Source organism: Aquimarina sp. KJ22-3 (assembly GCF_055808215.1).
This window is the reverse complement of the sequence record NZ_CM147859.1, coordinates 1,974,164-1,996,768: the sequence shown is the minus strand read 5'-3', so window position 1 is coordinate 1,996,768 and position 22,605 is coordinate 1,974,164. Positions and strand designations below refer to the sequence as shown.

The 22,605-nt window shown below is 35.7% G+C and carries 29 protein-coding genes; 3 read left to right on the top strand and 26 right to left on the bottom strand.

What is annotated here, in order from left to right; translation table 11 throughout:
• Positions 1-9: 9 nt before the first annotated feature.
• From AC0L3Q_RS08935 to AC0L3Q_RS08915, 5 genes are all read right to left on the bottom strand, one after another.
• Positions 10-381, bottom strand: a complete 372-nt coding sequence (locus AC0L3Q_RS08935) for a VOC family protein (protein ID WP_473286255.1) — start codon at positions 379-381, stop codon at positions 10-12.
• 37 nt (positions 382-418) lie between these two features.
• Positions 419-934, bottom strand: coding sequence for a hypothetical protein (locus tag AC0L3Q_RS08930; RefSeq protein ID WP_473286254.1), 516 nt, complete (start codon positions 932-934; stop codon positions 419-421).
• Positions 935-1,021: 87 nt separating this feature from the next.
• On the bottom strand, positions 1,022-2,113 hold the full coding sequence (locus tag AC0L3Q_RS08925; protein WP_473286253.1) for a hypothetical protein: 1,092 nt from the start codon (positions 2,111-2,113) through the stop codon (positions 1,022-1,024).
• Between the two features lie 15 nt (positions 2,114-2,128).
• Positions 2,129-3,205 carry a serine hydrolase domain-containing protein gene (locus tag AC0L3Q_RS08920; protein WP_473286252.1) on the bottom strand — a complete coding sequence of 359 codons (1,077 nt, stop codon included), beginning with the start codon at positions 3,203-3,205 and terminating at the stop codon, positions 2,129-2,131.
• 84 nt (positions 3,206-3,289) lie between these two features.
• Complete coding sequence (locus AC0L3Q_RS08915; RefSeq protein WP_473286251.1) at positions 3,290-4,090, bottom strand: helix-turn-helix domain-containing protein; 801 nt, start codon at positions 4,088-4,090, stop codon at positions 3,290-3,292.
• A gap of 152 nt (positions 4,091-4,242) precedes the next feature.
• Here AC0L3Q_RS08915 and AC0L3Q_RS08910 point away from each other — a divergent pair, with 152 nt between their 5' ends.
• The gene (locus tag AC0L3Q_RS08910; RefSeq protein ID WP_473286917.1) at positions 4,243-4,905 is read left to right on the top strand and encodes a class I SAM-dependent methyltransferase; all 663 of its coding nucleotides are present in this window, start codon (positions 4,243-4,245) and stop codon (positions 4,903-4,905) included.
• Between the two features lie 29 nt (positions 4,906-4,934).
• Here the strand turns inward: AC0L3Q_RS08910 and AC0L3Q_RS08905 are convergent, their stop codons facing one another.
• The 10 genes from AC0L3Q_RS08905 to nfsB all read right to left on the bottom strand — a co-directional run bounded on the left by AC0L3Q_RS08905 (position 4,935) and on the right by nfsB (position 13,104).
• Positions 4,935-5,456, bottom strand: a complete 522-nt coding sequence (locus AC0L3Q_RS08905) for a DUF4269 domain-containing protein (protein WP_473286250.1) — start codon at positions 5,454-5,456, stop codon at positions 4,935-4,937.
• A 15-nt stretch (positions 5,457-5,471) separates the two neighbouring features.
• Positions 5,472-6,035: a hypothetical protein gene (locus AC0L3Q_RS08900; RefSeq protein WP_473286249.1), complete on the bottom strand. Its 564-nt coding sequence runs from the start codon at positions 6,033-6,035 to the stop codon at positions 5,472-5,474.
• 9 nt (positions 6,036-6,044) lie between these two features.
• Positions 6,045-7,178 carry an FAD-dependent monooxygenase gene (locus tag AC0L3Q_RS08895; protein WP_473286248.1) on the bottom strand — a complete coding sequence of 378 codons (1,134 nt, stop codon included), beginning with the start codon at positions 7,176-7,178 and terminating at the stop codon, positions 6,045-6,047.
• Positions 7,179-7,294: 116 nt separating this feature from the next.
• On the bottom strand, positions 7,295-7,729 hold the full coding sequence (locus tag AC0L3Q_RS08890; protein ID WP_473286247.1) for a cupin domain-containing protein: 435 nt from the start codon (positions 7,727-7,729) through the stop codon (positions 7,295-7,297).
• Between the two features lie 91 nt (positions 7,730-7,820).
• Positions 7,821-9,299, bottom strand: a complete 1,479-nt coding sequence (locus AC0L3Q_RS08885) for a hypothetical protein (RefSeq protein ID WP_473286246.1) — start codon at positions 9,297-9,299, stop codon at positions 7,821-7,823.
• Between the two features lie 101 nt (positions 9,300-9,400).
• Entirely contained in the window at positions 9,401-10,279 is an 879-nt protein-coding gene (locus AC0L3Q_RS08880) for an AraC family transcriptional regulator (protein WP_473286245.1), read from the bottom strand.
• A 53-nt stretch (positions 10,280-10,332) separates the two neighbouring features.
• A complete protein-coding gene (locus AC0L3Q_RS08875; protein WP_473286244.1) occupies positions 10,333-11,256 on the bottom strand; it encodes an LLM class oxidoreductase in 924 nt (307 codons plus the stop codon).
• Positions 11,257-12,054 (bottom strand): SDR family NAD(P)-dependent oxidoreductase, encoded by a 798-nt coding sequence (locus AC0L3Q_RS08870; protein ID WP_473286243.1) that lies wholly within the window; start codon positions 12,052-12,054, stop codon positions 11,257-11,259.
• Between the two features lie 61 nt (positions 12,055-12,115).
• Positions 12,116-12,418 (bottom strand): DUF1330 domain-containing protein, encoded by a 303-nt coding sequence (locus tag AC0L3Q_RS08865; RefSeq protein ID WP_473286242.1) that lies wholly within the window; start codon positions 12,416-12,418, stop codon positions 12,116-12,118.
• A 32-nt stretch (positions 12,419-12,450) separates the two neighbouring features.
• On the bottom strand, positions 12,451-13,104 hold the full coding sequence (gene nfsB, locus AC0L3Q_RS08860; RefSeq protein WP_473286241.1) for an oxygen-insensitive NAD(P)H nitroreductase: 654 nt from the start codon (positions 13,102-13,104) through the stop codon (positions 12,451-12,453).
• Positions 13,105-13,218: 114 nt separating this feature from the next.
• On the opposite strand from nfsB, the gene AC0L3Q_RS08855 reads away from it, so the two are divergent.
• Complete coding sequence (locus AC0L3Q_RS08855) at positions 13,219-13,554, top strand: winged helix-turn-helix transcriptional regulator (protein WP_073315344.1); 336 nt, start codon at positions 13,219-13,221, stop codon at positions 13,552-13,554.
• A 94-nt stretch (positions 13,555-13,648) separates the two neighbouring features.
• Here AC0L3Q_RS08855 and AC0L3Q_RS08850 read toward each other — a convergent pair whose 3' ends face one another.
• The 9 genes from AC0L3Q_RS08850 to AC0L3Q_RS08810 form a co-directional block, all read right to left on the bottom strand.
• The gene (locus AC0L3Q_RS08850; RefSeq protein WP_473286240.1) at positions 13,649-14,206 is read right to left on the bottom strand and encodes a YbhB/YbcL family Raf kinase inhibitor-like protein; all 558 of its coding nucleotides are present in this window, start codon (positions 14,204-14,206) and stop codon (positions 13,649-13,651) included.
• A gap of 82 nt (positions 14,207-14,288) precedes the next feature.
• On the bottom strand, positions 14,289-15,137 hold the full coding sequence (locus tag AC0L3Q_RS08845; RefSeq protein ID WP_473286239.1) for a helix-turn-helix domain-containing protein: 849 nt from the start codon (positions 15,135-15,137) through the stop codon (positions 14,289-14,291).
• A gap of 121 nt (positions 15,138-15,258) precedes the next feature.
• Positions 15,259-15,627 (bottom strand): nuclear transport factor 2 family protein, encoded by a 369-nt coding sequence (locus tag AC0L3Q_RS08840; protein ID WP_473286238.1) that lies wholly within the window; start codon positions 15,625-15,627, stop codon positions 15,259-15,261.
• A 3-nt stretch (positions 15,628-15,630) separates the two neighbouring features.
• The gene (locus AC0L3Q_RS08835; protein WP_473286237.1) at positions 15,631-15,825 is read right to left on the bottom strand and encodes a tautomerase family protein; all 195 of its coding nucleotides are present in this window, start codon (positions 15,823-15,825) and stop codon (positions 15,631-15,633) included.
• Positions 15,826-15,843: 18 nt separating this feature from the next.
• A complete protein-coding gene (locus tag AC0L3Q_RS08830) occupies positions 15,844-16,260 on the bottom strand; it encodes a DoxX family protein (RefSeq protein ID WP_473286236.1) in 417 nt (138 codons plus the stop codon).
• Between the two features lie 134 nt (positions 16,261-16,394).
• Positions 16,395-16,958, bottom strand: coding sequence for a Crp/Fnr family transcriptional regulator (locus AC0L3Q_RS08825; RefSeq protein ID WP_473286235.1), 564 nt, complete (start codon positions 16,956-16,958; stop codon positions 16,395-16,397).
• A gap of 38 nt (positions 16,959-16,996) precedes the next feature.
• Positions 16,997-18,061, bottom strand: a complete 1,065-nt coding sequence (locus AC0L3Q_RS08820) for an alpha/beta hydrolase family protein (RefSeq protein WP_473286234.1) — start codon at positions 18,059-18,061, stop codon at positions 16,997-16,999.
• Between the two features lie 120 nt (positions 18,062-18,181).
• Positions 18,182-19,093 (bottom strand): hypothetical protein, encoded by a 912-nt coding sequence (locus AC0L3Q_RS08815; RefSeq protein ID WP_473286233.1) that lies wholly within the window; start codon positions 19,091-19,093, stop codon positions 18,182-18,184.
• A gap of 120 nt (positions 19,094-19,213) precedes the next feature.
• A complete protein-coding gene (locus AC0L3Q_RS08810) occupies positions 19,214-19,786 on the bottom strand; it encodes a Crp/Fnr family transcriptional regulator (protein ID WP_473286232.1) in 573 nt (190 codons plus the stop codon).
• Between the two features lie 79 nt (positions 19,787-19,865).
• Between AC0L3Q_RS08810 and AC0L3Q_RS08805 the strand changes: the two genes are divergently transcribed.
• Positions 19,866-20,822 carry a nucleoside hydrolase gene (locus AC0L3Q_RS08805; protein WP_473286231.1) on the top strand — a complete coding sequence of 319 codons (957 nt, stop codon included), beginning with the start codon at positions 19,866-19,868 and terminating at the stop codon, positions 20,820-20,822.
• 81 nt (positions 20,823-20,903) lie between these two features.
• On the opposite strand, the gene AC0L3Q_RS08800 is transcribed toward AC0L3Q_RS08805, so the two are convergent.
• Together AC0L3Q_RS08800 and AC0L3Q_RS08795 are read right to left on the bottom strand one after the other, a co-directional pair.
• Positions 20,904-21,677, bottom strand: a complete 774-nt coding sequence (locus AC0L3Q_RS08800) for a DUF1330 domain-containing protein (RefSeq protein WP_473286230.1) — start codon at positions 21,675-21,677, stop codon at positions 20,904-20,906.
• A 7-nt stretch (positions 21,678-21,684) separates the two neighbouring features.
• Complete coding sequence (locus tag AC0L3Q_RS08795) at positions 21,685-22,554, bottom strand: SDR family oxidoreductase (protein ID WP_473286229.1); 870 nt, start codon at positions 22,552-22,554, stop codon at positions 21,685-21,687.
• Positions 22,555-22,605: the final 51 nt, after the last annotated feature.

The window sequence follows — 22,605 nt, the reverse complement described above, 5'->3', positions numbered from 1 at the left end:
TTACTGTTATTAAACATGTTGATCAATAAGAATAGCATTGCCATCTGGATCAAAAACCGTTATACTACCCGGACCCGAAGTGGTGGTATCTACTTCCTTTTGCAACTCAATCCCTTTTGATTTTAATTCTTCCTGAATCGTTCTTATATCATCAAACGTATCCAATTGTTCTGCATTTGTATTCCATCCCGGATTGAAAGTGAGAATATTATTCTCAAACATTCCTTGAAATAAACCTATCAAAGAATCCTCGTTTTTCATAATCAGATAATTGTTTGCCGGATCACCTGCAAAAACCGTAAATCCAAAAGTTTCATAAAATTCTTTGGACGCCTTTATGTCTTTTACACTAAGGCTAATAGAAAATGCTCCTAATTTCATGTTTGTATGTTTTTTAAATTAATTCCTATAACAAATATCACTTATTAATCATCTCAATAGCCTTAGATTCATCTTCATTTAGTATTACATTCCTCATAATTCCTCCTCCCGTATCATCCCATAGCATAAAGGCAATTACATAGTAGTTTCCAGACGGGAGATTGCTAAACTCGAATTCTCCTTCTTGATTACACATTGTTTTTTTGGTGTCGTGATATGCTTTGGGATCTGGTGTAAATTTTGGAACACCATCTTCTACATATACATATCCAAAATCTTTATTGTTATATATATGCATTAATCTTTCTTCGGTATATCGACAATTAGGCATTAATTCGATTCTGAAATCTTTTCCATAGCGTAATTCACCATTTTTCGAAGTGAATTTTGCAACACCTTTTATGGTACCATTACCTGTATTCTTGAACCATTTCGTCCCTTCTTCATCAAACGCATTTTCAATCTTTATAGGTTTTTCCTGCTCTACATTTTGTTCGCTATAACTACATAGGTATGTAAATCCAATAATGAAGAGTATCAATTTGTTTTGCATGGTTGATATGGTTGTAAGTTTCCTTACGAATATAAGAAACCTTGTAGTTAAAAAGCGTTAAGTATCCGTTATTCTAAAATCTACCATTTAATCGAAACAAGGAAGTACATCTTCTTCGAAGTAGGGTTTTTGATCTACCCAAAACATATAATCTACTTTCAAAAAATCTGAAGCAAAAGCGTATAACATAGGTACAATATTGTTTCTACCAATTCCTTTGTCATTTTTTTCGTTATAATCTTTGTCTGCTCCAGTTTTGCCTATATAGTTGCCGTCTTGAATTGCGATTCCTACAGGAACCGTCAGCGTATTTTCATGCATTTGTGCCAACGCATGATTCAATTGCCCTTTTCGGGTGACCATCAAATCTGGCGCTCCTAAACCTACACCAATTTCCTGACCGTAATTATAAATTCCTTTCAAGTACCCTTTATCTTCCCAAGGCAACCACTCTCCTGGCATAAAATTAGCGTAAATCATTGTTGTACTTTTTGGAAATGCTTTCTTCAGAGCTAACATATTATTTTTTACTCCATCTACATACTTCACTTCGGTAAAACCATACTCGTTATTTTTGAAACTCAAAGATGTTTCCTGAAGATTGATTCCTTCAATTCTACCATCAAACTCCTGCCCCAAAGCCATCAAAAAAAGTGCAAAACGTTCTTGTACTTTTTTGCTCCATCGTTTGGCAACCCATCCAACGGGTTGTTTGTTCTCGTGATGTAGCACTGCACCCTGATCATACTCTTCCTGCATGAGATATTCTGGGACCGGTTTATTTTTTACGGAAAAAGTAGCATCTTGTAATTGGATAAATAATTTCTTGCCAAATTTTTCCAAATAGCTAAGATCTTGTTCTATTATTGAAAAATCATACGCTCCCTTTCTAGGTTCTAGTTGCTTCCAGGAATACATAATTTGTGCCCCTGCAAATGCATCATGATTCAACATGGCATGCGATTTAAGCTTTCCTCTGTCCCTGGAAAAATAAACAAAATGCTGGATTTGGCTTTTGGGTATTGGGCAAGAAGCTTTGCTGTATTTTTTATAAGAATTGAGGTATTTGTTTGCCGGATTATCCCAATTTTGAGCGGAACTCCAGAAACTAATGATCAAAAAAGTAAACACAAGAAAAAATCGCATTTCTATAACAAGGCCTCCTGTTGGTTTACTCATCTAGCTTATCAATTTTTATCCATTATTAATTCCAGGTACAATATACTCATTTATGATCTCATCGGTATAATTATGAGCATTTCTATTTCCATAATTTGTAGTAGTAATTACTAATACTACATCCAATTCTGGGATGGCCAATACCTTTTGTCCTCCGTTTCCAGCCATAGCGTACGAACGGTATTGTTGATCCTTCCCAAAGGCTTTTAACCAAAACAAATATCCATATTCTACTCCATCTCGTACCTTAGCTTTGGGAGTTGTTGCTTTTTGAATCCACGATTTGTCCATAATTTGTTGCCCGTTCCATGCACCACCATTTAAACACATTTGGATAAGTTTTAAAAAGTCTCTGCTTTGATATTCACTTCCTCCAGCAGTATTCAAGATACCCTCTGGGTTATAATGAATTTTGTAATCTTTAATTTCCAGGGGTTCGAACAGGTGTTGCTTTGCAAATTCTACCACATCCATACCGACTGCCTTCTGTACAATTTCTGCCATTGCAGCCGATCCTGCCGAGCAATAACTAAAGGATCTCCCATAAGGTTGATCTTCTGGTTTGGGTTCAAAAGGATAAGATCGGATGGGTAGATCAACAAAAAAGCTGGTCCAATCTTCTATAGGGTACATACGTTCTTCATTCCCCCTCGAAAAACTATTAAAATCATTGCACTCCAACATCGAACTCATCGTTAGTAGGTCCTCTATCGTAATTTCTAACTTACGAGGGTCTGGATGCTCTACAGGAGTCTTATGTTTCAGATAAGTAAATATCTTATCTTTTTCAGATTTTATATGACCATTTTTTATCGCAATACCAGTAAGTAGTGTTGCCATTGTTTTTGTTGCCGATCTAGTATTATGCTTACTATTTTGATCTGCCCCATTATAATATTTTTCAAACAACACTCTTCCTTTTTGCGCAATCAAAACACTGGTAATTCGTTCGTATTTTCCGGATTGAATGGCACTATCCATGTTATCAAAATACTCATTTGGAGTACCGTTTACTTCAGAAAAATCCAGCTGCCCCATAATAGTTTGAAAAGCAAATAAAAAAGTAAGGGTAATTAAAGATGTTTTATACATAATTTACGTTTTTTGAGATCGCAAAATACTATTCCCTACATTGCAAAAATAGAATGAAATTAACATCTATGCCGAAACCTCAACTTAAAGTACATTTTTTCTAAATGCACTTGGTGTTCTTTGCAAATAGGTTTTAAAAGTTCTCGTAAAATGGCTTTGATCCGAAAACCCGCATATGTGGGCAATTTCGGTTAAACTAAAGTTCTTATTCATCAAATAAGCTAAGGCTTTCTTAATTTTTTGCTGACGAATATAATCTCCTAAAGAACTTGCAAAATACTTTGGCACCGCCCTAGAAATATGTCCCGGATGAACGCCTAACTGATCAGAGAGAGATTGAAGTGTTATTTGATCATGAGTGTCATTTAGTATTTGCCTTAGTGATGCCACCCAAGCAGGTTGTTTACTTTTAGAGAGCGCCGCCTCCTGTATATTTTCGCATAATTGAAGTAGCAATAGTTCTATGGGCAATTCTGAATAAACATCTTGAAATCTGAATTCAAAATAAATCTTTGCCAACAGATGATGAGATTTGGGGTGATCAACGATACTGCTTCCTTCCCAAAGGTTAATATTCAATTTTTTAGTATCAAACCAAGCTCTTGGAAATTCTATATGAAACCCTCTGGCATACGAAGTTTCTTTAGAATTGTAATGAGCCTCTTGCCAGTTATGAAAAATTAGACTTCCGGGCTGACATGTTTGTTTCAACTTTTTATTTACATCAAACAAGTTTCCTTGCAGAACGTACATAAAATAGGGGTTTTCATGAAAATGCCAATCCGTACGGGCAGCAGAGTAATCGTATTCAGATAAGATAACCCCGTCAAAATCTACTTCAGATTTTTTTATTCCGTAGTATTTCCCTGGGGTAAGTATTTTCATACTTTGTTGCTAGTTAAATTTGACATAAACAATATAGGCAAAAGCTATCATACTGAGGCGGCTTATTAATCCAAAAAGCCAATATTTATAGCATTTAAAAAAATTATTGTTTGGCTTTAGTTACTTTTACCATGGTAGCAATGCAATCACTCATGAAAGAAAAAAGGAAAAAGCAACCCTGGCCCACCCAAGAGGTTATGAAACAGATTTATGAGATGCAACTTTGGGGAGCTAATGATGCTGCCTTTTATTCGGGAATCGGGTCTCATCATACCGATATGGTTGATCCTTATTTAACAGCAGTACGTTCATTTTTGAAATCTTTTGAAAGTCCTATCACAGTATGTGATTTAGGCTGTGGTGATTTTAATGTTGGAAAAGAATTGGTACCCTACACTCAAAAGTACATTGGGGTAGATATTGTACCGGATTTGATCACTCACCATAGAGAACAATTTAAGACTGCACATTTAGAATTTCACTGTTTAGATATTGCAAAAGATGATTTACCTGCTGGAGACTGCGCCATACTAAGACAAGTATTACAACATTTATCAAATACCGAAATACATGGCATTGTCAAGAAGTTATCTCAGTACAAATATATTATTCTAACAGAGCATATCCCAGAAGGAAATTTCGAACCAAATAAAGATATCATTACAGGGCAAGGTATTCGTTTGAAAAAGCAAAGTGGAGTGCAATTGTCATCTCCTCCCTTCAATTTTAAAGTAAAAGAAGAAAAAATGTTGCTATCCAACCGTATCGATGAACATCCAGGTATGGTGGTAACCACTTTGTATACAGTCTTCTAAATCACCAAGTGGCACGAACAAGATTTTTGCTAGGGTTTAATCTTAAGAAGGGCTTCATAAGGGTTTCCCTGTAGACCTAGTAGTTTGGCAAATGCGGGTTCTGTTTTATAGCCTTCTTTCTTTAATTGGATAATGTTCTTCTTAAACACTGCATCCTGTTTATTCAATATTTCGTACTCAATGAGCATGTGTCTGTAGGCATTTTGACTTGTAGTAGGTATATCCTGACCGAAAATTTCAACTCCAAAATGATCAGATTCAAAATTGGCCACAGTTACCAAAAGATGATCTTGAATATAAGTTCGTATTTCAAAATTCTCTTCCTCAGAGAAAAACTGCTCAATGGTGGATGAAAATTCAGTATGATCATTGCATTGACAAATGATGTCTAAATCACTATTTGGGAGATCAATACCAATAGGTATGGTACCGGCCAAAACTGGGTTGTACTTCTCTAACTTCTCGAATATTTGAAGTTGCGTAAGGTCGGTATACGCTTTTTGCTGACGTTCATTTCCATTCTTCAAATAAGTTATATCCAGGAAATTCATCTCTCAACTTTTCAATTATTTTTTAACCGCTTCATCCCATATTTTCTTGATACTTTCTAAATTGGTTTTTGGTCTTATTCCTAGCGGATGTAGCGCATTTTTGGTTAACAAAAGTATTACTTCCTGATCTTTACGTAATCTCGGAAAACTTGGTTCATCTATAAAAGTTACCTTATTTACTTTGTTGTATGAAGGACTAAAATAAAGATCGATTTCTTGCGGTCCTGGGCCCTGCTTATAGTTTACATTTTTGGCTTTAACATGAAGTACTACTTTCTTTTTTTCTTCAAGATCTTTTTTCAGCTTTGCATATTTAAACGAAAAATACAAGTACAAAACCAAAGCTCCTGAAATCGAAAATATCATGATTAAGGTAGGGAGCACTCCCAAAGACTCAAACATGGTCAAATTAGGGTCAGAAATCTCAACTCTTCTTTTTTTAGGGATTAATCCCATGGGGATTACCGAAAAAACTATTAACAAAACGAAAACACCACCGCCCCACATGGCGATTAGGTTTCCTATTTTTTCATAATGTCTTCTTAACTTACTTTTTTCAGCTGGGTTTAAATCTTCCATATACTATTTTCAAATTTGATACATTTCTATCATCTTCTTTTGCAGTACTTTTTTCGGAACACGTTTCAACACAAAGTTTCTAAAACCTTGGCCATATTTCCAGTGTGCCATCTTTCCAGTACTCCAGGATTGATTAACAATTGTGGTTACTTTCTTCTTTCTTTTCCCTTCAAATATCTTAAAATTGTGTTTATTCCCCTGATCATTTGCTATCATTTTACTCAAATAATAGGCATCTTCTATCGCTTGTGCTCCTCCCTGTCCCATATTAGGAGTGGTGGCATGGGCTGCATCCCCAATCAAACAAATATTATCATGATGCCAATGATCCAGAAGAGACAAATCAATAATGTCATTACGAACTATTTTCTCTATTGGTGTGGATAAAATCAACTGAGTTACCATTGCATCAAATTCCTTAAACATTTCTACAAGCTTTTGCTGTAATTGATCACGATTGTCCTTTTGATCGGGACGATCCAGGGCCACTGCAAACCAATACACCTTGTTTTCTGCTATTTTTGATATTCCAAATCGTATTTGATTCCCCCAAAGTTCCATCCCTCTATGTTGAAATTCGGATGTCATTTCAAAATTTGCTACCCCTCGCCAACATGTCTGGCCAGAATATCTGATTTTACTTTCAGGAAAAAGTTGTTTTCTCACTTTGGAATGTATCCCATCGGCACCTAATAAGTAATTTGTTTCAATAATGGTATCATCTTCAAATTTTACCTTGATGTTTCCATTTGGATGTTCTTCATACGATTGAAAGCCTTTACCCAAATGTATTTTTTCTTTCGGAATTTTATCAAACAACAGTTGTTGTAATGCTGCTCGATGTATCGCAATTGTGGTAAATCCAAACTCTTCTTCTATAAAATCCTGATCATTATCCGAAATTGGAGCCAAGTCTGCCTGTGCCAAGGTAATTTGGTTGATTGTATTTCCTTTTACTTTTACCTCGTCCAAAACATCCAAATATTGCAAAACTGATAAGGCATTTGGAGCTAACCAAATCCCCGCTCCCACTTCATCTATTTTTGGTGCCTTTTCAAAAACCTCGTAATCTGCTCCGATTTTTTCTAAAGCTAAGGCAGTGGTCAATCCCCCAATACCTGCTCCGATAATTGCATATTTCATCTGTTTAAAAAATTTTATTTTTCTGGTAATAAAACAAACAAAAACTCTCTGCTAAGATCCACCTATCCGTTTTCCAATAAGTTAATCAAATTTCCTATAATCAAAACTGAACAAAACTATTCTTCATAAATATCATATGCCTCAGAGATTGATCTTATAAGTTCTGGATTTTCAAAATCAGATTCTGAAAGCAGAGATAGTTTCTCTAAATAAAGATCAAATTGACCATTTTTGAAAATCGTTAGCATTTTCCCTCCTTCTTTACAACTTGCTGCATGCCATACGTTAGGCGGTACCGTGATCGTATCTCCCGGTTTACCCACAATCGTTTCGTTATCAAAAATCAAGGTTACTTCTCCTTCCAAAATATAAAAGACCTCTGTCATGATCTTATGATGATGTCTCCCCAAATAAAATCCTGGTTTTAATGTATCCTTTACAAAGCTAAGTTCCCCATTCGTATGCTTCGAAGAGAGCTTTATAAAACAATGATCTTGAGCATAGTTGTAGTTCTCTCCTTCTCCTTTTCTTATAATTTCCTGTGTTTCCATTTTAGTTTGTTTTAAATAAAATAGTTGAAAAAATTATAAAGGACCATTCCTATAGAACGGCCCTTTAAAATTATCATTTGTTTAGTTAAGATTAAAATTTTCCGTTCTGATTTTTCCATTCTGATCTTGGTGGAATAGTTGCAATTACATCCCAATGTTCTACAATCTGCTCATCCTCTAATCGGAACAAATCATAAAAAGCGGTATGCGCTCCTTTACCAAATTTCCCTTCGCTAACGGTAAGCACAAAATTTCCTTCTCCCAATACCATATGCAGCTTATCATACTCCATGACCAAGCCATTTTCTTCAAAATATTTCATTGCCGCTCCAAAACCCTCTAAACCGTCTGCTACAGCTGGATTGTGTTGTATGTACTTTGTTGGATTGATGTAAGTTGTGATTTGATCATTTTGATGATTGAGTAAAACATCGTTCACAAATGATGTTACAATGGTTTTATTACTTTCACGTTTTTCTTTATCCGTTATATCTGTAGCCCCATCAGTTTGTGTGCGATCACTTGGATTAGGTGGTTGTACTTCTATCAGGTTATCCCAATGTTCTACGATCAATCCATTTTCAAATCTGAAAATATCAAAGCCGATTTTAGGTCCAAAAAAATCGTAAATCGTATGTGTAAACACATAATCTCCGTCCTGAAAGGCTCTTACCACATTGGCTTTAAAACCTTGTGGTGGTGCATGCTGCATAATCTCTCCAAAACCTGCACGTCCATCTCCTACGCTCAAATTATGCTGAATATACTTTTGAGGATTGATGTAAGAAATCGGTGTTTTGTCTCCTGTATTAAAACTATTTAATAAGGCAACTACTTTTTCTTTGTTCGTTAGTTCCATATTCAAAAATTTATATCTTCCCATAGCCATGGTAGATTGATCCATATCTTGCATAAATTCTTTGGCAGTAGGATTGTTCATAAATGCATCTAACGAAGCATCAGAATCTTCCTTATTGGTCCAATACACTGCAACCAATTGTTTACCCTCTTCATTTACACCGGTAAGTCTTTGTAGAAATCCTTTTCGTTTTCCAGTAAAATCGGTTTCTACTTTTTGATTCAACAAATTAAACTGTGTGATATCCGTTTCCTGGGCCAAATTAAAAGACATCACCTCAACAAAATAGCTGTCATTCGCATTAAAAACCTTATCTATCCCATACCTAGACATTTTCATGGTATTCGCATTGATCATTTGTGCATAGTCTTCAACAGATGGATCGCTCATAAATTTATTCATGGAAGCATCGGCATTAGGTATACTCTTCCAGTATACGATGACCACATATTCTCCTTTTTCGTTAACACCGCTTTGGCGTTTGATAAATCCGGGTTGCTTACTGGTAAAATCACCTTCTATTTGCGCATCTCTTTTCTCAAAATCAGCAGGATTTACATCGTTATTAATTTGAAAAGTGGTTACCTCCATAATGGTTTTTCCTTCCATAGCATTCTCAGTGTTTGATTGGGGATCCTTCTTTTTGTTGGTAGAGCATTGACTAAAAACTAAAGCCAATACCACCAACATACATTGTGCAGAATATTTCATTTTTGATGTGTTTAATGGTTTGAAATTCTGCAGTAAAATTAATTTTACGCCTAAAAAAAGAATGGTGAAAACCATCCTTTATAGTGTCAAAATTGGAAAATTTACTGATGCGCCTGTCGAAACACATCCGGAGAAGCGCCTACATACTTTTTGAAATATTTGAAGAAATTAGCGGGATCATCAAACCCAGAGGTATACGCAATTTCTTTGATGGGAGTATTGGTACTAATCAGTAGTCTTTTGATTTGCATTATGGCAATTTCATTGATAAATGTTTTGGCAGGTTTATTCACCACAGCTTGCACAATATTATTTAGTGTTTTTGTGGTCACCCCCATACTTTGTGCATAATCCATTACTTTTTTATTTTCAAAACACTGCTCTTCTACCATACGTTGAAACGAAAGAAATTCTTCCAAGTACTTTTTCTTGCCAGAGAGTTGGCCATTCTGTGATTTTATACGAAATAGTTTGGTAATGATCATATGCAATGCACTTCGGGTTATTCCTATCGAATATTCATCTTTACATTGATACTCTAATTCGATTTGCTTAATCAAGGTGGAAAAACTGGAAAATGCTTCTTTATCTTCTCTTAATTCTATTTTGGGAAAACTCAATAATTCATTAAAGAGCTGGAAGGATTTTAAGGCTTCTAATTTATTAAGATGACTCACGATAAAATCTTCTGTAAAAATCAATAAATATCCTTTTACAGTACCACTTTTAAAAAACTTTTGTATTTGATCCTTTCGAATTAACAATACAGTCCCGCTCTGGTATTTGTAATCCGTAAAATCAATAGTATGGTAACCCTCTCCCTCCAGTACCAAAAAGATATTGTAAAATTTGATGATATGATTCTTGCAGATATCATGATCCAAAGTTCTGTTCAACAGCTCTTCAATTCGAACTACCTCAAAATATGATTGAGGATTGGTTTTATTATCGAATTGTATTTGCTTGATGTCTTCTCTCATGAAAACCTTGAATAGAACATTGGTTATGTTCGAAGCAATATACTAATATTCTATCAGGAAAAATGAGGCAATACACTTTCTCCAAGCTCTTCAATCACCTGATCAGCTGGTCTGGAACCATATTTCAAATTCAGAATTACGTGATTGACTCCATAGGACTCTAAGAGTTTCAAATGAGAGATTGTATACTCTACCCCTGCTTTAAAACCAAGGTGTATTGGGCTTGGGGTAGCTTTTTCATTCTCTAATAAGTCTACATACAGTGATTGCATAAAAGGTTTCCAATCTTGTTGCGCTTTGTCAAGTGCGTCATTCCATTGATGCATTACTCTTTGTAGGGTAGCAAAATCTCTGGGGTAATACAGCCACCCATCGGCATATTCTGCTATCCAATCTATAGATTGTCCTGAATGCCCGGTTACCAGAAATGGTGTTTTTGAATTGTATTTTGGTAATATATCTATACCTCCATTTGTACCACCGTAATATTTGGATTGATACACCGGAAAATCTTGTTGTAGGGCTTTGATGTAAAAAAAGCTATCTCTGAAAAGTTCTGCTTTTTGATCTAATTTTTGATGAAAAGCAGGATACTCAACAGGGCGATCACCAGAAGCTACTCCTGCCACGACTCTACCTCCAGACAAAACTTGTAAACTATTTATTGATTTTATCGTATGTACTGGATGACGTAATGGAAGAATCACGCTACCTGTAGCCAAAGCAATCTCATTGGTGTGATTCATAATATGCGTCATGTATATCCAGGGATCAAATAATTGCCCCGCATCCCCAAACATGGGATCATTAAACGGTACATCCCGGAACCATAATGCCTTAAAACCTAATTCCTCGGCTCTTTTGGCCAAATGCTCTTGATTTTCCATTTTGGCAATTGATCCTTTGTAAGATTCTAACGGAAAGACAAGCCCTAATGTGAGTTTTCCCTTTTTTGCTATTTTTTGAAATGCTTCCATTTACACAGATAAAATTGATTTGGTGGCTGCAATTAGTTGATGTATTTTGTTGTCATCGTACGCATCAGTGTGCGCTTGGGAAAACTTCCCTTTATCATTATCAAAGTATTTACCTGAGCTATTTGCATACTGGTCAGAACTAGCTAAATCATACAAAATAGATGCTCCCTTGTCGGCAGAAGACCAATGCTGCCCATAAGCTTCTTGTACCATTTTTGTATTTAATAAAGAGCCTGGGTTTACAGCAATTACATTGGCAAAATCCCATTGCTTCGCTAAATAAAAACTCCACATTGTTAACGCTAATTTACTTTGAGCGTACGTCTGCTGTGTGGGCACTATTTCTTTACCTAGCAAGGCATTTAACGAAACTGGTGATTGCGCAGCCGAACTAAGATTAATAACTCTTGGAGAATTTGATTTTTTAATAAGATCGTGCAACTGATTGGTAAGTAGAAATGGAGCCAAATAATTGACTACAAATCGAAGATCCAATTGATCCTCGTTTTGTTGATTTTGACTCTTAAAAACACCCGCATTATTGATCAATACATCAATTTTTGAAAGCTCTTCTTTAAGCTGATCTGTCATCTTTTGTATGCTTCCAAAACTGGATAAGTCGGCAACGTATCCTTTTATACGATCATTGTTTGTTTTTTCTTTTAACTCTGCAATAGTAGTATTTAGTTTTTCCTGATTTCTTCCATGCAGTATCACTTCATGCTGATCTTTTGCAAGCTTCAAAGCGGTCAACTTACCGATACCATCTGTACTTCCTGTAATCAATATCGTTTTCATGCCCTAGTGTGAATTTTAAAGAAAGAGTGCTCTTCTAGAGAGCAACTCTTTCTTGTATTAGTTATGCCAAATCATCTTTGGCTTCGATTAAATAGTGATGACTTACCGATCCCTTGGTTCTTGCTTCTAAATGTGGCACATATTCTTGATCCTTCATAAAGTTCAATGCAGCTTCCTTGGATGGCCATTCTAAAATTATCCGTAAAGCAGCAGGTTGATCGTTTCCTTCTATTTGTTCGTGAGAAGCAGTTCTTGCCAGATATTTACCTCCGTGTTTTGCAACTATTTTACCTGAAACGGCTACATAGTCGGCCACCCATTTGTCGTCTGTGGGTGTTACATCTAATACTGAATAATAACTCATTGTTTTGTGTTTTAAATGGATTATATTTTTGATTATACTAAGGTTAAAATCTCGTTTTGATCCAATCTGGATTTTGGAAGTTTGGCATTAAAATCCTCTTCACTACGATATCCCAAAGCCACTAATGTAACCGCAGTAAATCCTTTTTCACGCAAACCAAATTCTTCGTCAAAAGCTTTCATGTCAAAACCTTCCATAGGAGCGGCGTCTATGCCCATTGCGGCTACACCCAGTAAAAAGTTACCGATGTTTAGGTATACTTGTTTTTCCATCCAATGCTGAAAATCTTTCACATCATACCTATGGATATCTGCAAATAGGTTTCTAGCTCCATACGTTTGTTCTTTGAATTCTGGTTTGGCGTATCGGCCATCATTGTCTTCTTTATCTACCAAATGACGCATGTACTCATCAGTAGCGCTAGTTCGAGAACAGAAGGCAACTACATGAGATGCGTTGAGGACTTTGGGTTCGTTGAAAATAAAAAAACCTTGTGTGCTTTTGGTAAAACGTTGCTTGCCTTCTTCGGTTCCAGCAATAATGAAATGCCAAGGTTGTAAATTGGTACTTGAGGGAGACATTTGTAACAAGGATTTAACTTGTTCTAAATCCTCTGGAGAGATTTTTTTATTGGGATCAAACGACTTTGTCGTATATCTCCAATTCAATACATCTGTAATATTCATGAGTGTAAAACTTTATACTATATTTTTTATAGTAGCAAAACTAATTATAGTTTTTTATCTTTGCAATAACGGTCAAAAAGGATAGTATAGATTATGGAAGAAGCAACACCGAAAATGTTAACGTTTAAAGGAAAGGAATATCCTTGCTGCGCAAGTCTTACCATGGGCATTATAGGAGGTAAATGGAAAACGGTAATTTTATTTCATTTAATGCACGGAACACTTCGCTATAGTGAGCTCCGTAAACAAATGCCTACGGTAACCGAACGTACCTTAAGTTTACAGTTGAAAACACTGGAAGAAGATGGAATCATCAACAGAAAGGTATATACTTCAAAACCTCCTCTAAAAGTGGAGTACTCTTTGACCGACTTTGGAAAGACACTCATCCCTATTGTGCAATCCATAGCCGACTGGGGAGATTTTGTATTAGAAAACTATTCAAACTAAGGGTAACGTTTTTAGAGGAGATTTACAATTTCCTTAAAAAAACAAAAACGCAAACCCGAGAGTTTGCGCTCATTACACTATTTACCCAGATGTATTATTTTGCTGTTCTTTGGTAATATGTTATCAAACTAGCTTTAGCCAATGTATTGTTCCATAAATAATAGCCTACTACTGCGGGATTGGTATTGGCTTTTAACCCCAATTTATCCGTTTTTAATGCATGTACAGTTATAATGTACTGGTGCAATCCATGTCCTTCTGGTGGACAAGGACCACCATATCCATTGGCTCCATAATCGGTAATACTTTGAATAGCTTCTTTTGGGGCTAAATTTAATGCTACATTTCCTGCATTGGATACCAATTCGTTAACATCCGCTGGAATATCAAAAACCACCCAATGCCACCATCCACTGCCCGTGGGAGCATCCGGATCATACATGGTAATGGCAAAACTCTTGGTGCCTTCGGGAGCATTTTTCCATGATAATTGAGGAGATTGGTTCTTACCTACACACCCAAAACCATTAAATTCTTCATTGATTGTCGCTTCTCCACCCAAATCCGTACTGGATAAAGTAAAGGTACTTTGTGCAAAAACCGTAGTTGAAAATGCAAGTATAATTCCTAAAATAAAATTCGTCTTATTCATCAGTTGTACTTTTAAAATTATAGGTACAAATGTATCGACGACCTTTAGAAAAGAGGTGTTTCCTTTAGCTCGAAAAGTAGTGCTAAAAGTTCATTTTTGATTGGTACTGTTTAGGTGTAATTCCGAACTTCACCTTAAATGCATGAATAAAATTAGACAGGTTTTCATAGCCTATTTCTTCAAAAATATCTGAAGGTCTATTGGATTTATTTTTCAAGAGAAATGCAGAGTGCTCTAATCGTTGATCCTGAAACCATTTACTGGGAGAGCTATGAAAGTGTTTTTCAAATTCTCTTTTGAAAGTAGACACACTCATATTAGACAGAAATGAAAGTTCTTTGATCGTCAATTTATTCAAGCGATTACTCTCAATAGTCTGAATAAATTTTTGGCTCTCATTATCAGTATCATGTAATAAGGCGTACAGAAATGCTACTCCTTTAACTTGAATCAGATACAGCATTATTTCTTCAAATTTAACTTCGAGTATATTCTTTTGAGTATCCTTGGGGAGTTTGGAAACGTCAAGAATACTTTCTACAAACCTACTGATAAACCCATCATAACTAAATGAGTAGGTAGAATGATGCTCCAAACTTTTAGGAGTATCGAAGTCATATTTCCGGATAAACTTAAGTACGGATTCATTAGAGAAGAAGAATAATACACTACGATAATAATTCTTGATATTAGACAGTTTTTCGGTCATCAAACAATGACCTGATTTCATCAATAAAAACTGATGATTATCAATTGCAAAAGATGAGTTATCAAAAAATACTTCCTTATTCCCTTCTTGAAGGAAACTAAAGGTGTTTTTGGTTAGGACCACCTGTTGTTTTGAAATTTCCTGGGTACTCTCATAATCGTAAACCTCGATAGCAATCGACGAATCCTGATACAATTCATCTGGTAAAGTAATTGTTTTCATTATCGTTTAATTAAAAACAGTCTAATACTTCGTAAAAGTACAATTTACTAGGTATTCCATAAAATGATAAGGGCAGTTTGCCCTTATCATTATCTCCAAAACTCGATTTACCTCATGGTTTTTAATTCACATGTGTATATAACTTATTAACTATTTTCCATCCCTCCTTTCCTTTATACAGTGATAAGAAATCATAGTAATTATATCCTAACATTGGCACATGTAATTTTATCATTGCCGTTTTTCCTAAGATATCCACTCCTATAATTTTCATTCTCAATGATTCACCCAGGTCATTAGGACTTTGTCTATTTCCAACAGCTGCGAGATAGGCCTCCATATTTTGAATACGATCTGTTCCATTAATATCTCCATAAAGAACCGCATCCTCATGAAAACAATCTTTTAGTTTGCTAATCTCACCATAAAAGATTCCTTCAAAATAATTATGGATGAGCTTCTCAATTGCTTTGTGGTTTGACGTAAACATGAGCTACTTTTTTGTTCCTTCATATTGTTTACCATCATATCCCCAATTGTCGATGGGTACTTCGTCGATAACAATATGAGTAGTTTTTGGGTTTTTCTGAAGTACATCTACCAGTACCTTAGTGGTTCCCTCGATTAATAAGCGCTTTTGTTCCTTGGTAACTTGTTCGTCTGTGATTTTGATATTTACGTATGGCATAATTTTTATTTTTATTGATTAATCCCATTTTGAAGTTGTGGATACTGCATATTTCCCTGCTCCCAGAAAAAATATAGTTACCGATCCTAATAAATAAAGTACCTGAAGCTCTATTCCCCATCCGCCAAACTGATTCAACGAAAAAACATCTGCTCCATGAGCTAATAAAATCGCTATTAGGAAATTAAAGGCCACCGCCAAACTGCTTAGTTTAGCTTTATATCCAATAATTATAAGAATTGGAGCTATTATTTCTCCTACAAAAACTCCGTATGCCAAAAGGCTGGGAATTCCGTATCCATCAAGTAGTTCTTTGACAAAAGCGTAACCCGAATTCATGTTGGCAATCCCATGAAATAGAATTAGCACTCCGATCGTAATTCGAAGCAATAAAAATCCTTTGTTATTGCTTTCTTCTTTTTGTAATGCATTCATATCTAATTTTTTAGGTTAAAATTATTTATGAAGCAAAGTTGTGGGATATTAGAATGAATGAACAGGACCTAGATCACCTTTTTGAAGTGATCTACATCACATTGTGGAAGAACATAACCAAATAGAATTTTGGGTTAAGAATCTAATCTACTTAGGGTTTCTCGGGAAACACCCAAGTAAGCAGCAATCATTTTTTTTGGGACTCGTTGAAAAAGTGCTGGGTATTGTTCTAGGAGCATTTCATATTGTTCTTTGGTAGAACTTTTTAATAATGCCAAAACTCGATTCTGAAGAGCAATACGTCCCATTTTACTCTTTTTTGCCCAAAAATGCTCCATTTTATGCATCTCGGCAGTGAGCTTCTCTCTATTTTCATAAGTAATGTAGAGTAGTTCGCTATCTTCAATACAATCGATATATGTTTTGGATTTTATTCGTTTCACAAAGGATTCGTAATCAGTAATCCACCAATTTTCCATACCAAATTGTAAGATATGCTCTTTCCCCTGATCATCTACAAAATAGCTTTTTAAACACCCTTTGATGATCCAATATTCTTTATCCACATAGTCTCCTTCCTGCACAATATATTGATGCTTTTTCTTTTTGATGGGAGTAAAATGACTGAGCACAAAATCAAACTCCTCATCAGTAAGAGTAATAATTTCTTCAATATGTTGTCTAAGAAGATGTTTCATAAGAAGTTATTTCTACAAAAAGATAACACGGGACGCCCCTATTTTGTTTTTTTCTGAATCCATTTGAGCATAATCTCCATAGCCGTTGGAGAAAATGTTTGTTCTATCGATGCATATTCATTTGGCAAACCCGTTTCGCTCTCCTGAAATAAATGATTTAAATTATCTAATACCATGGTTTCTACATCTACATTACCGCCTTCTTTAAGATTCTTTTCGATACTTTCGAGGTTTTCTGTTGCGGGTACTTGTAGATCATTACTACCATTAAGTGCAAGCACTGGGCATTTGGTTTTACCAAGCGCTATTGCAGGGTCAAATTTGATAAAATCTACCAACCAAGGAATTGCTAACTGCTCTGAAAGTAAATTGAGCTGATTTTCTGGTAGCGCCGCTCCAAAAACTTTGGTAAAATAGCTTTTTAAATCCACCTCCAGTTGTGTTCTATCTGATGATGCCAAAATGATGTCATAGGCGCCTTTCATGTTTTGTTGTCCCAGTGTGATCATCGGCTCTGGGACCAACATTTTTCTTTCAATTTTTTCTTTTTGCAAGAGCATTAATTGATCTCCACGTAAAGCAGAACCAGAAAGTAAGACGACAAAAGAAACATCGTTTGATTGACTAGCAACCATGGGAGCGATCACACCACCTAAACTATGCCCTACCAAACCAATCTTATCTGTGTCAATTTCTTTTCGAGACTTCAAATATGCAATTGCACTTTGGGTATCCCTAGCCAATCCTTCTAAACCTGTATCATTATGACTTCCTTGAGATTTTCCAGCACCCCGATCATCTACTCTTAATACGGCAATACCATTTTTCGTTAAATAATCGGCAATAACCAGAAAAGGTTTATGATTCATCAATTCTGAATCCCTATTTTGTGCTCCACTACCACTGATTAGAATTACCGAAACAAAATCAGAACCTGTTTTGGGGTATGTAAATGTACCAGCAAGAGCAACACTATCCGTTTCGTTCTTAAAAACTACTTCTTCGACATGATAATCAAATGGTTCTTTGGGTTCTTGTGGTCTATTTTGTCCGTATATACATGATACTGTAATGAAAAGAAAAAACGAAAGAGTTTTATTCATAGGGTTAGTCGTTTCTTTAGGATATGAAATTAAGTAGGCAACTTTTACTTCCAATCTCGTATTGATGAATTATTGCCATGCGTAAAGGTAGGTAATACCTATGAATTCTTAAAAAATGTACTACCAATCATCCATTATTTTCAGGAAATAAGGATCTACTTCGGTAGCCAATCTATCTCCGAAATCTTCTTCGCTCATTTTTCCTTTCCAGGAATCATCATATTTGATCAAAAAATCATTTAAAGGTTTTAAAATATCACTCCCTAAAGAGTCTATTAATTGTTTTGCTGTTTGTGTAAATCTCATTTGATACTGCCCATAATTTGCAGGATTCATTTCATAGTAATGCGTATCAAAATCCAATAGACTTGTATAGGACAAATCTGGTGGAGGATTCCTTAAACTAAAATCTACCAACTCCATAACATACTTCAGTTCTTTTGGTTTTTTGGTCTTATAAAAAGCATATAAGCCCATATTAGCATGTATTTCTTCTAGCCATCTACTCATAGAATAGTTTTCCTGATTTTCAGGATCCTGAAAACTATGCGTTAATTCGTGTATTACTAACTTATCAAAGAAAAGGCGCATGTCTAGTTGGCCATTAGCATTGGTATAGGTACTTACCAAATCCTGTGTCATGTCCTTGGGGAAACTTTGAATCATTTCTTCGTATCCAGAAGCCATATGATTTTGTCCCGCCCCAACAATAAGGTTGCCTCGATAATACTCTGGCATCCCCACTACCGGAGAGTATGCGTTTCTAGTCCAATCTTGAGGAGCGACCACCAACACACAAAAATTATCTTTAGGTCCCATTATTTCAGATAAGAACTGATAGGCTTCATTTACCAAAATGGACTGTTTTTCGGCATGATTTATTTCTCCTTCGCTATATAACGTTTGAAATACATAGTTGGTTTCCAATTGTATAAGCCCTTCGTGCTTAGCTGTGTCTAAAACTGGCTGCTGCTTAGATTTACCACATGAGATGAATAGAAAAACGAACAAGAGAAGATAGGCTGATTTCATAACTATAAATTCTAGATGATATTGAAATAGGCCTGTATTTGGTAGAAGAGCACTCTAAGATAACAAAAATCCACATAACACATTCAATAGCAACCTCTTGCTCTTTCCCACAACATACTTTTATAGGTTGTTTTCAGTATTATTTTTTAATGCCCTGTTTAAACTTCGAATCGTAATCCCAAGGTAATCGGCAATATCTTGTTTCGAAACATTTAATTGTTGGTTGGCTATCAAAGCCATAAACTTTTTCAAATTATAGTCAATAGGATGTAATTGTTGTTGAGAAGCTCTCATCGCGGTGTTACGCAATTTCACGGCTATTGCTCTTATTACAATTTGGTTTAAAGCATGATGCTCATCCAGTAATTTGTAGAAGTCGCTTTTATATACTTTGAAAGCAGTAATCTCTGTTATAGCCTGTACATTGCTAAAACTTAACGTATCTGTAAACACTTCAATTTCGCCTAATATTTCTCCCTCGCCTACAAATTCCTGGATAAAATCTCTACCATTATCCTCATTTACAAAGCACTTGGCAATCCCTCTTTCAATAATGAAAATAATATTACCCTTTTTGTGCTGATGAATTAAGAAATCTCCAGGACCAAAAACTTCTTTGTGTATACAATCTATAGTGTTCGAAGTTTTTAAATCCTTGAAATAGTCTACCAACTCTTTATTAATTCTAATCATGACATGGCTTGGACAAATGTCCTTTTAGTTCTCGATACAGCATGCTTACTTTGCTTCTTGTTAAAGGTACACAACTACAATGAAAAAAATAATTATTGATACTGATCCTGGCATAGACGACGGAATGGCGATACAGTTAGCCTTGCATAGTCCAGAATTAGACATATTAGGTTTAACCACCATTTTTGGAAACGCATCAATCGACTTAACTACAGCCAATGCCCTGCGACTTTTAGAAATTGCGGATCAAACCAGTATTCCCGTTTGTAAAGGTATCAACAAACCTCTTAAAAGGCCATTTGCTGGAGGCGTTCCTCAAGTACATGGAGAAGATGGTAAAGGAAATATCGAACACCCTAAAAGTAAATTAAAACCAGATCCAAGATCGGCTCACGAGTTTATGGCTGAAAATATCAAATCCCATCCGGGTCGAGTTACTATTCTTGCTATTGGTCCGCTAACGAACCTTGCACTATTGCTAAAAGAATACCCAGGGATTGAAGAACTGGTAGAAGAAATTGTTATTATGGGAGGTAATGCTTTTTGTCCAGGAAATGCTACTTCTGCAGCAGAGGCTAATATCCTGTCTGATCCAGAGGCAGCGGATATTGTTTTGGGAGCCAACTGGAAAGTGCATATGATAGGGTTAGATGTTACTCACAAAGTTTTGATGACCAGCGAGCAACTGGATCGAATTGCCAAAACCGAAAGTCCTTTGAACCAATATGTCTCTGCCACCTTTCATTTTTATAGAGACTTCTTTAAAAAAGTAAATCAAATTGATGGTATATATGTTCATGATTCTACTGCAGTGGTATATGTTCTGAAACGAGCTCTTTTTGAAACCAGAGATTTTCCAGTAAAAGTGGAAACTACCAATTCTATGAGCCTTGGTAAAACATGGCCTTCGATCGGTGAATCGGATCATGAGGATGGAGATGAACTCTTACCCTGGAAAAATCGCCCTAAAATAACTATCTGTGTAGATGTAGATGCCAATACTGTTTTACAGCTTATTGAGGAGCGACTCCATTAAATCTAGTAATAAAAAAAGCAGAAAAGAATATGCTAGATTCTTTTCTGCTTTTTTCAACGGACAACTACAAATCACCTGTGCTTATAAAGAGGCTTCACCAATAAAGAAATATAAATTCTGAAGGGCTTCATCTCTTTTAGGAAATAGTGCCTGCATTCTTTCATCTGTTCCCATTTGTTGCAATCCATTCATGGAGTCAAAGTAAAATCGGTGGATCTCATCTGGCATTTCTACACTTCCTTTGGATTGAAACGGAGCTATAAAACGTTCGAAATGGGTTCCAAATTCTGGCATGATTTTACAAACATCATCGTGATACTCTTCAAACTGCTTTACATAACGTTCACCCTCCTTAAAATAGATCAAAGCAACACCATAGGTTTTGGTATGATCTCCGGTTTCTCTTTCAAATTTAAAACTGGTATTCTTACTGGTAAAAATAGAAATGTCCTTTATTGCGGGCATTGCATATTCATTTCGAATCTTTATAAATTCTGGATCCTCATTGAATTTATTGAATACCTCAATACTTGGGTAGGTCGCAAAATGAATCTCATCGGGCAATGCTATTTCTCCTTTTGCCAACATTTTGGGCGCAATAATACGTTCTATTTTTCCGCCATATTTTTCTAATATGGCTCCTCCTTTTTGTTTGTATTCTTCAAAACGTGCTTCTTCTCCTTCTTTAAGATATACCAAAGCTACATTTACTATTTCTTCATTTTTAACTATCATTGGATCTACTGTTTGTACATTAGTATTCGCCTGTTCTGGCTCTTGCGTGGTAGATGTTTTACATGAAATAATCAAAAAACATATAAAAGCTACACCTACCTGATTTATCATCGTTTTCATTTGTTGTCTAGATTAAATGTTCCATTTGTAATGTGTCCTTGATCAAGCTTTCCTGAATTGGACTCGTTTTGGTATTCAGCTCGTTCGTATTATAATCTATGCCAACCGCTTCTCGTATAGGCCGGGTTCCTTTTTCCATCTGAATCACATTTAAAATAGCATCTGCGATCTCTTCAGAATTTGGAGCATCTTCACTTTTAAAAAACTCTCCAAAATTTTGAAGCATCGCCGCCGGAACTTCACGCATTTCTCCATAGCTTTTCAGCACCTCATCGTCATCTTCTTTAGGGCCACTGTATAGTAGACCTGAAGGATAAGGTCCTGGTTCGATAATAGTAACATCTACGTTTAATGGTTTTAATTCATACTTCAACGATTCCGAATAGGCTTCCAGAGCGAACTTACTAGCGCAATACACACCAAAATATGGGAATACTAATCTCCCGGCTAATGATGAAATATTTATAATCAATCCGTCTGAAGATTCTTTAAGCAAAGGAAGGAAAGCTTTTGATGTTCGGATTACTCCAAAGAAGTTAGTATTGAACTGTTCTTCTACCTGTTGTAAACTATACGCCTCGGTAATACCTACGTACATTACTCCGGCATTGTTTACCAAAACATCTATCCCACCATCTTCTTTGGTAATTTGTTCTACTACCGCATTTACAGAGGCATCACTAGTTACATCCAAATCTGTCACCGTAATAGCAATATTTTCACTCTTTGCTATAGATGCTAACGCTTCCCTTTTTTCTTTGTTTTTTCCACTTGAGTCACGCATGGTAGCCCAGACTTTATACCCTTTTCGAGCTAACGCGAGTGTAGTTAAATAACCAAACCCATTACTTGCCCCTGTAATCAATACATTTTTCATTAGTAATTTATTTTTCGATTAATAATGAAACAAAGATCGATACCAGAGAGA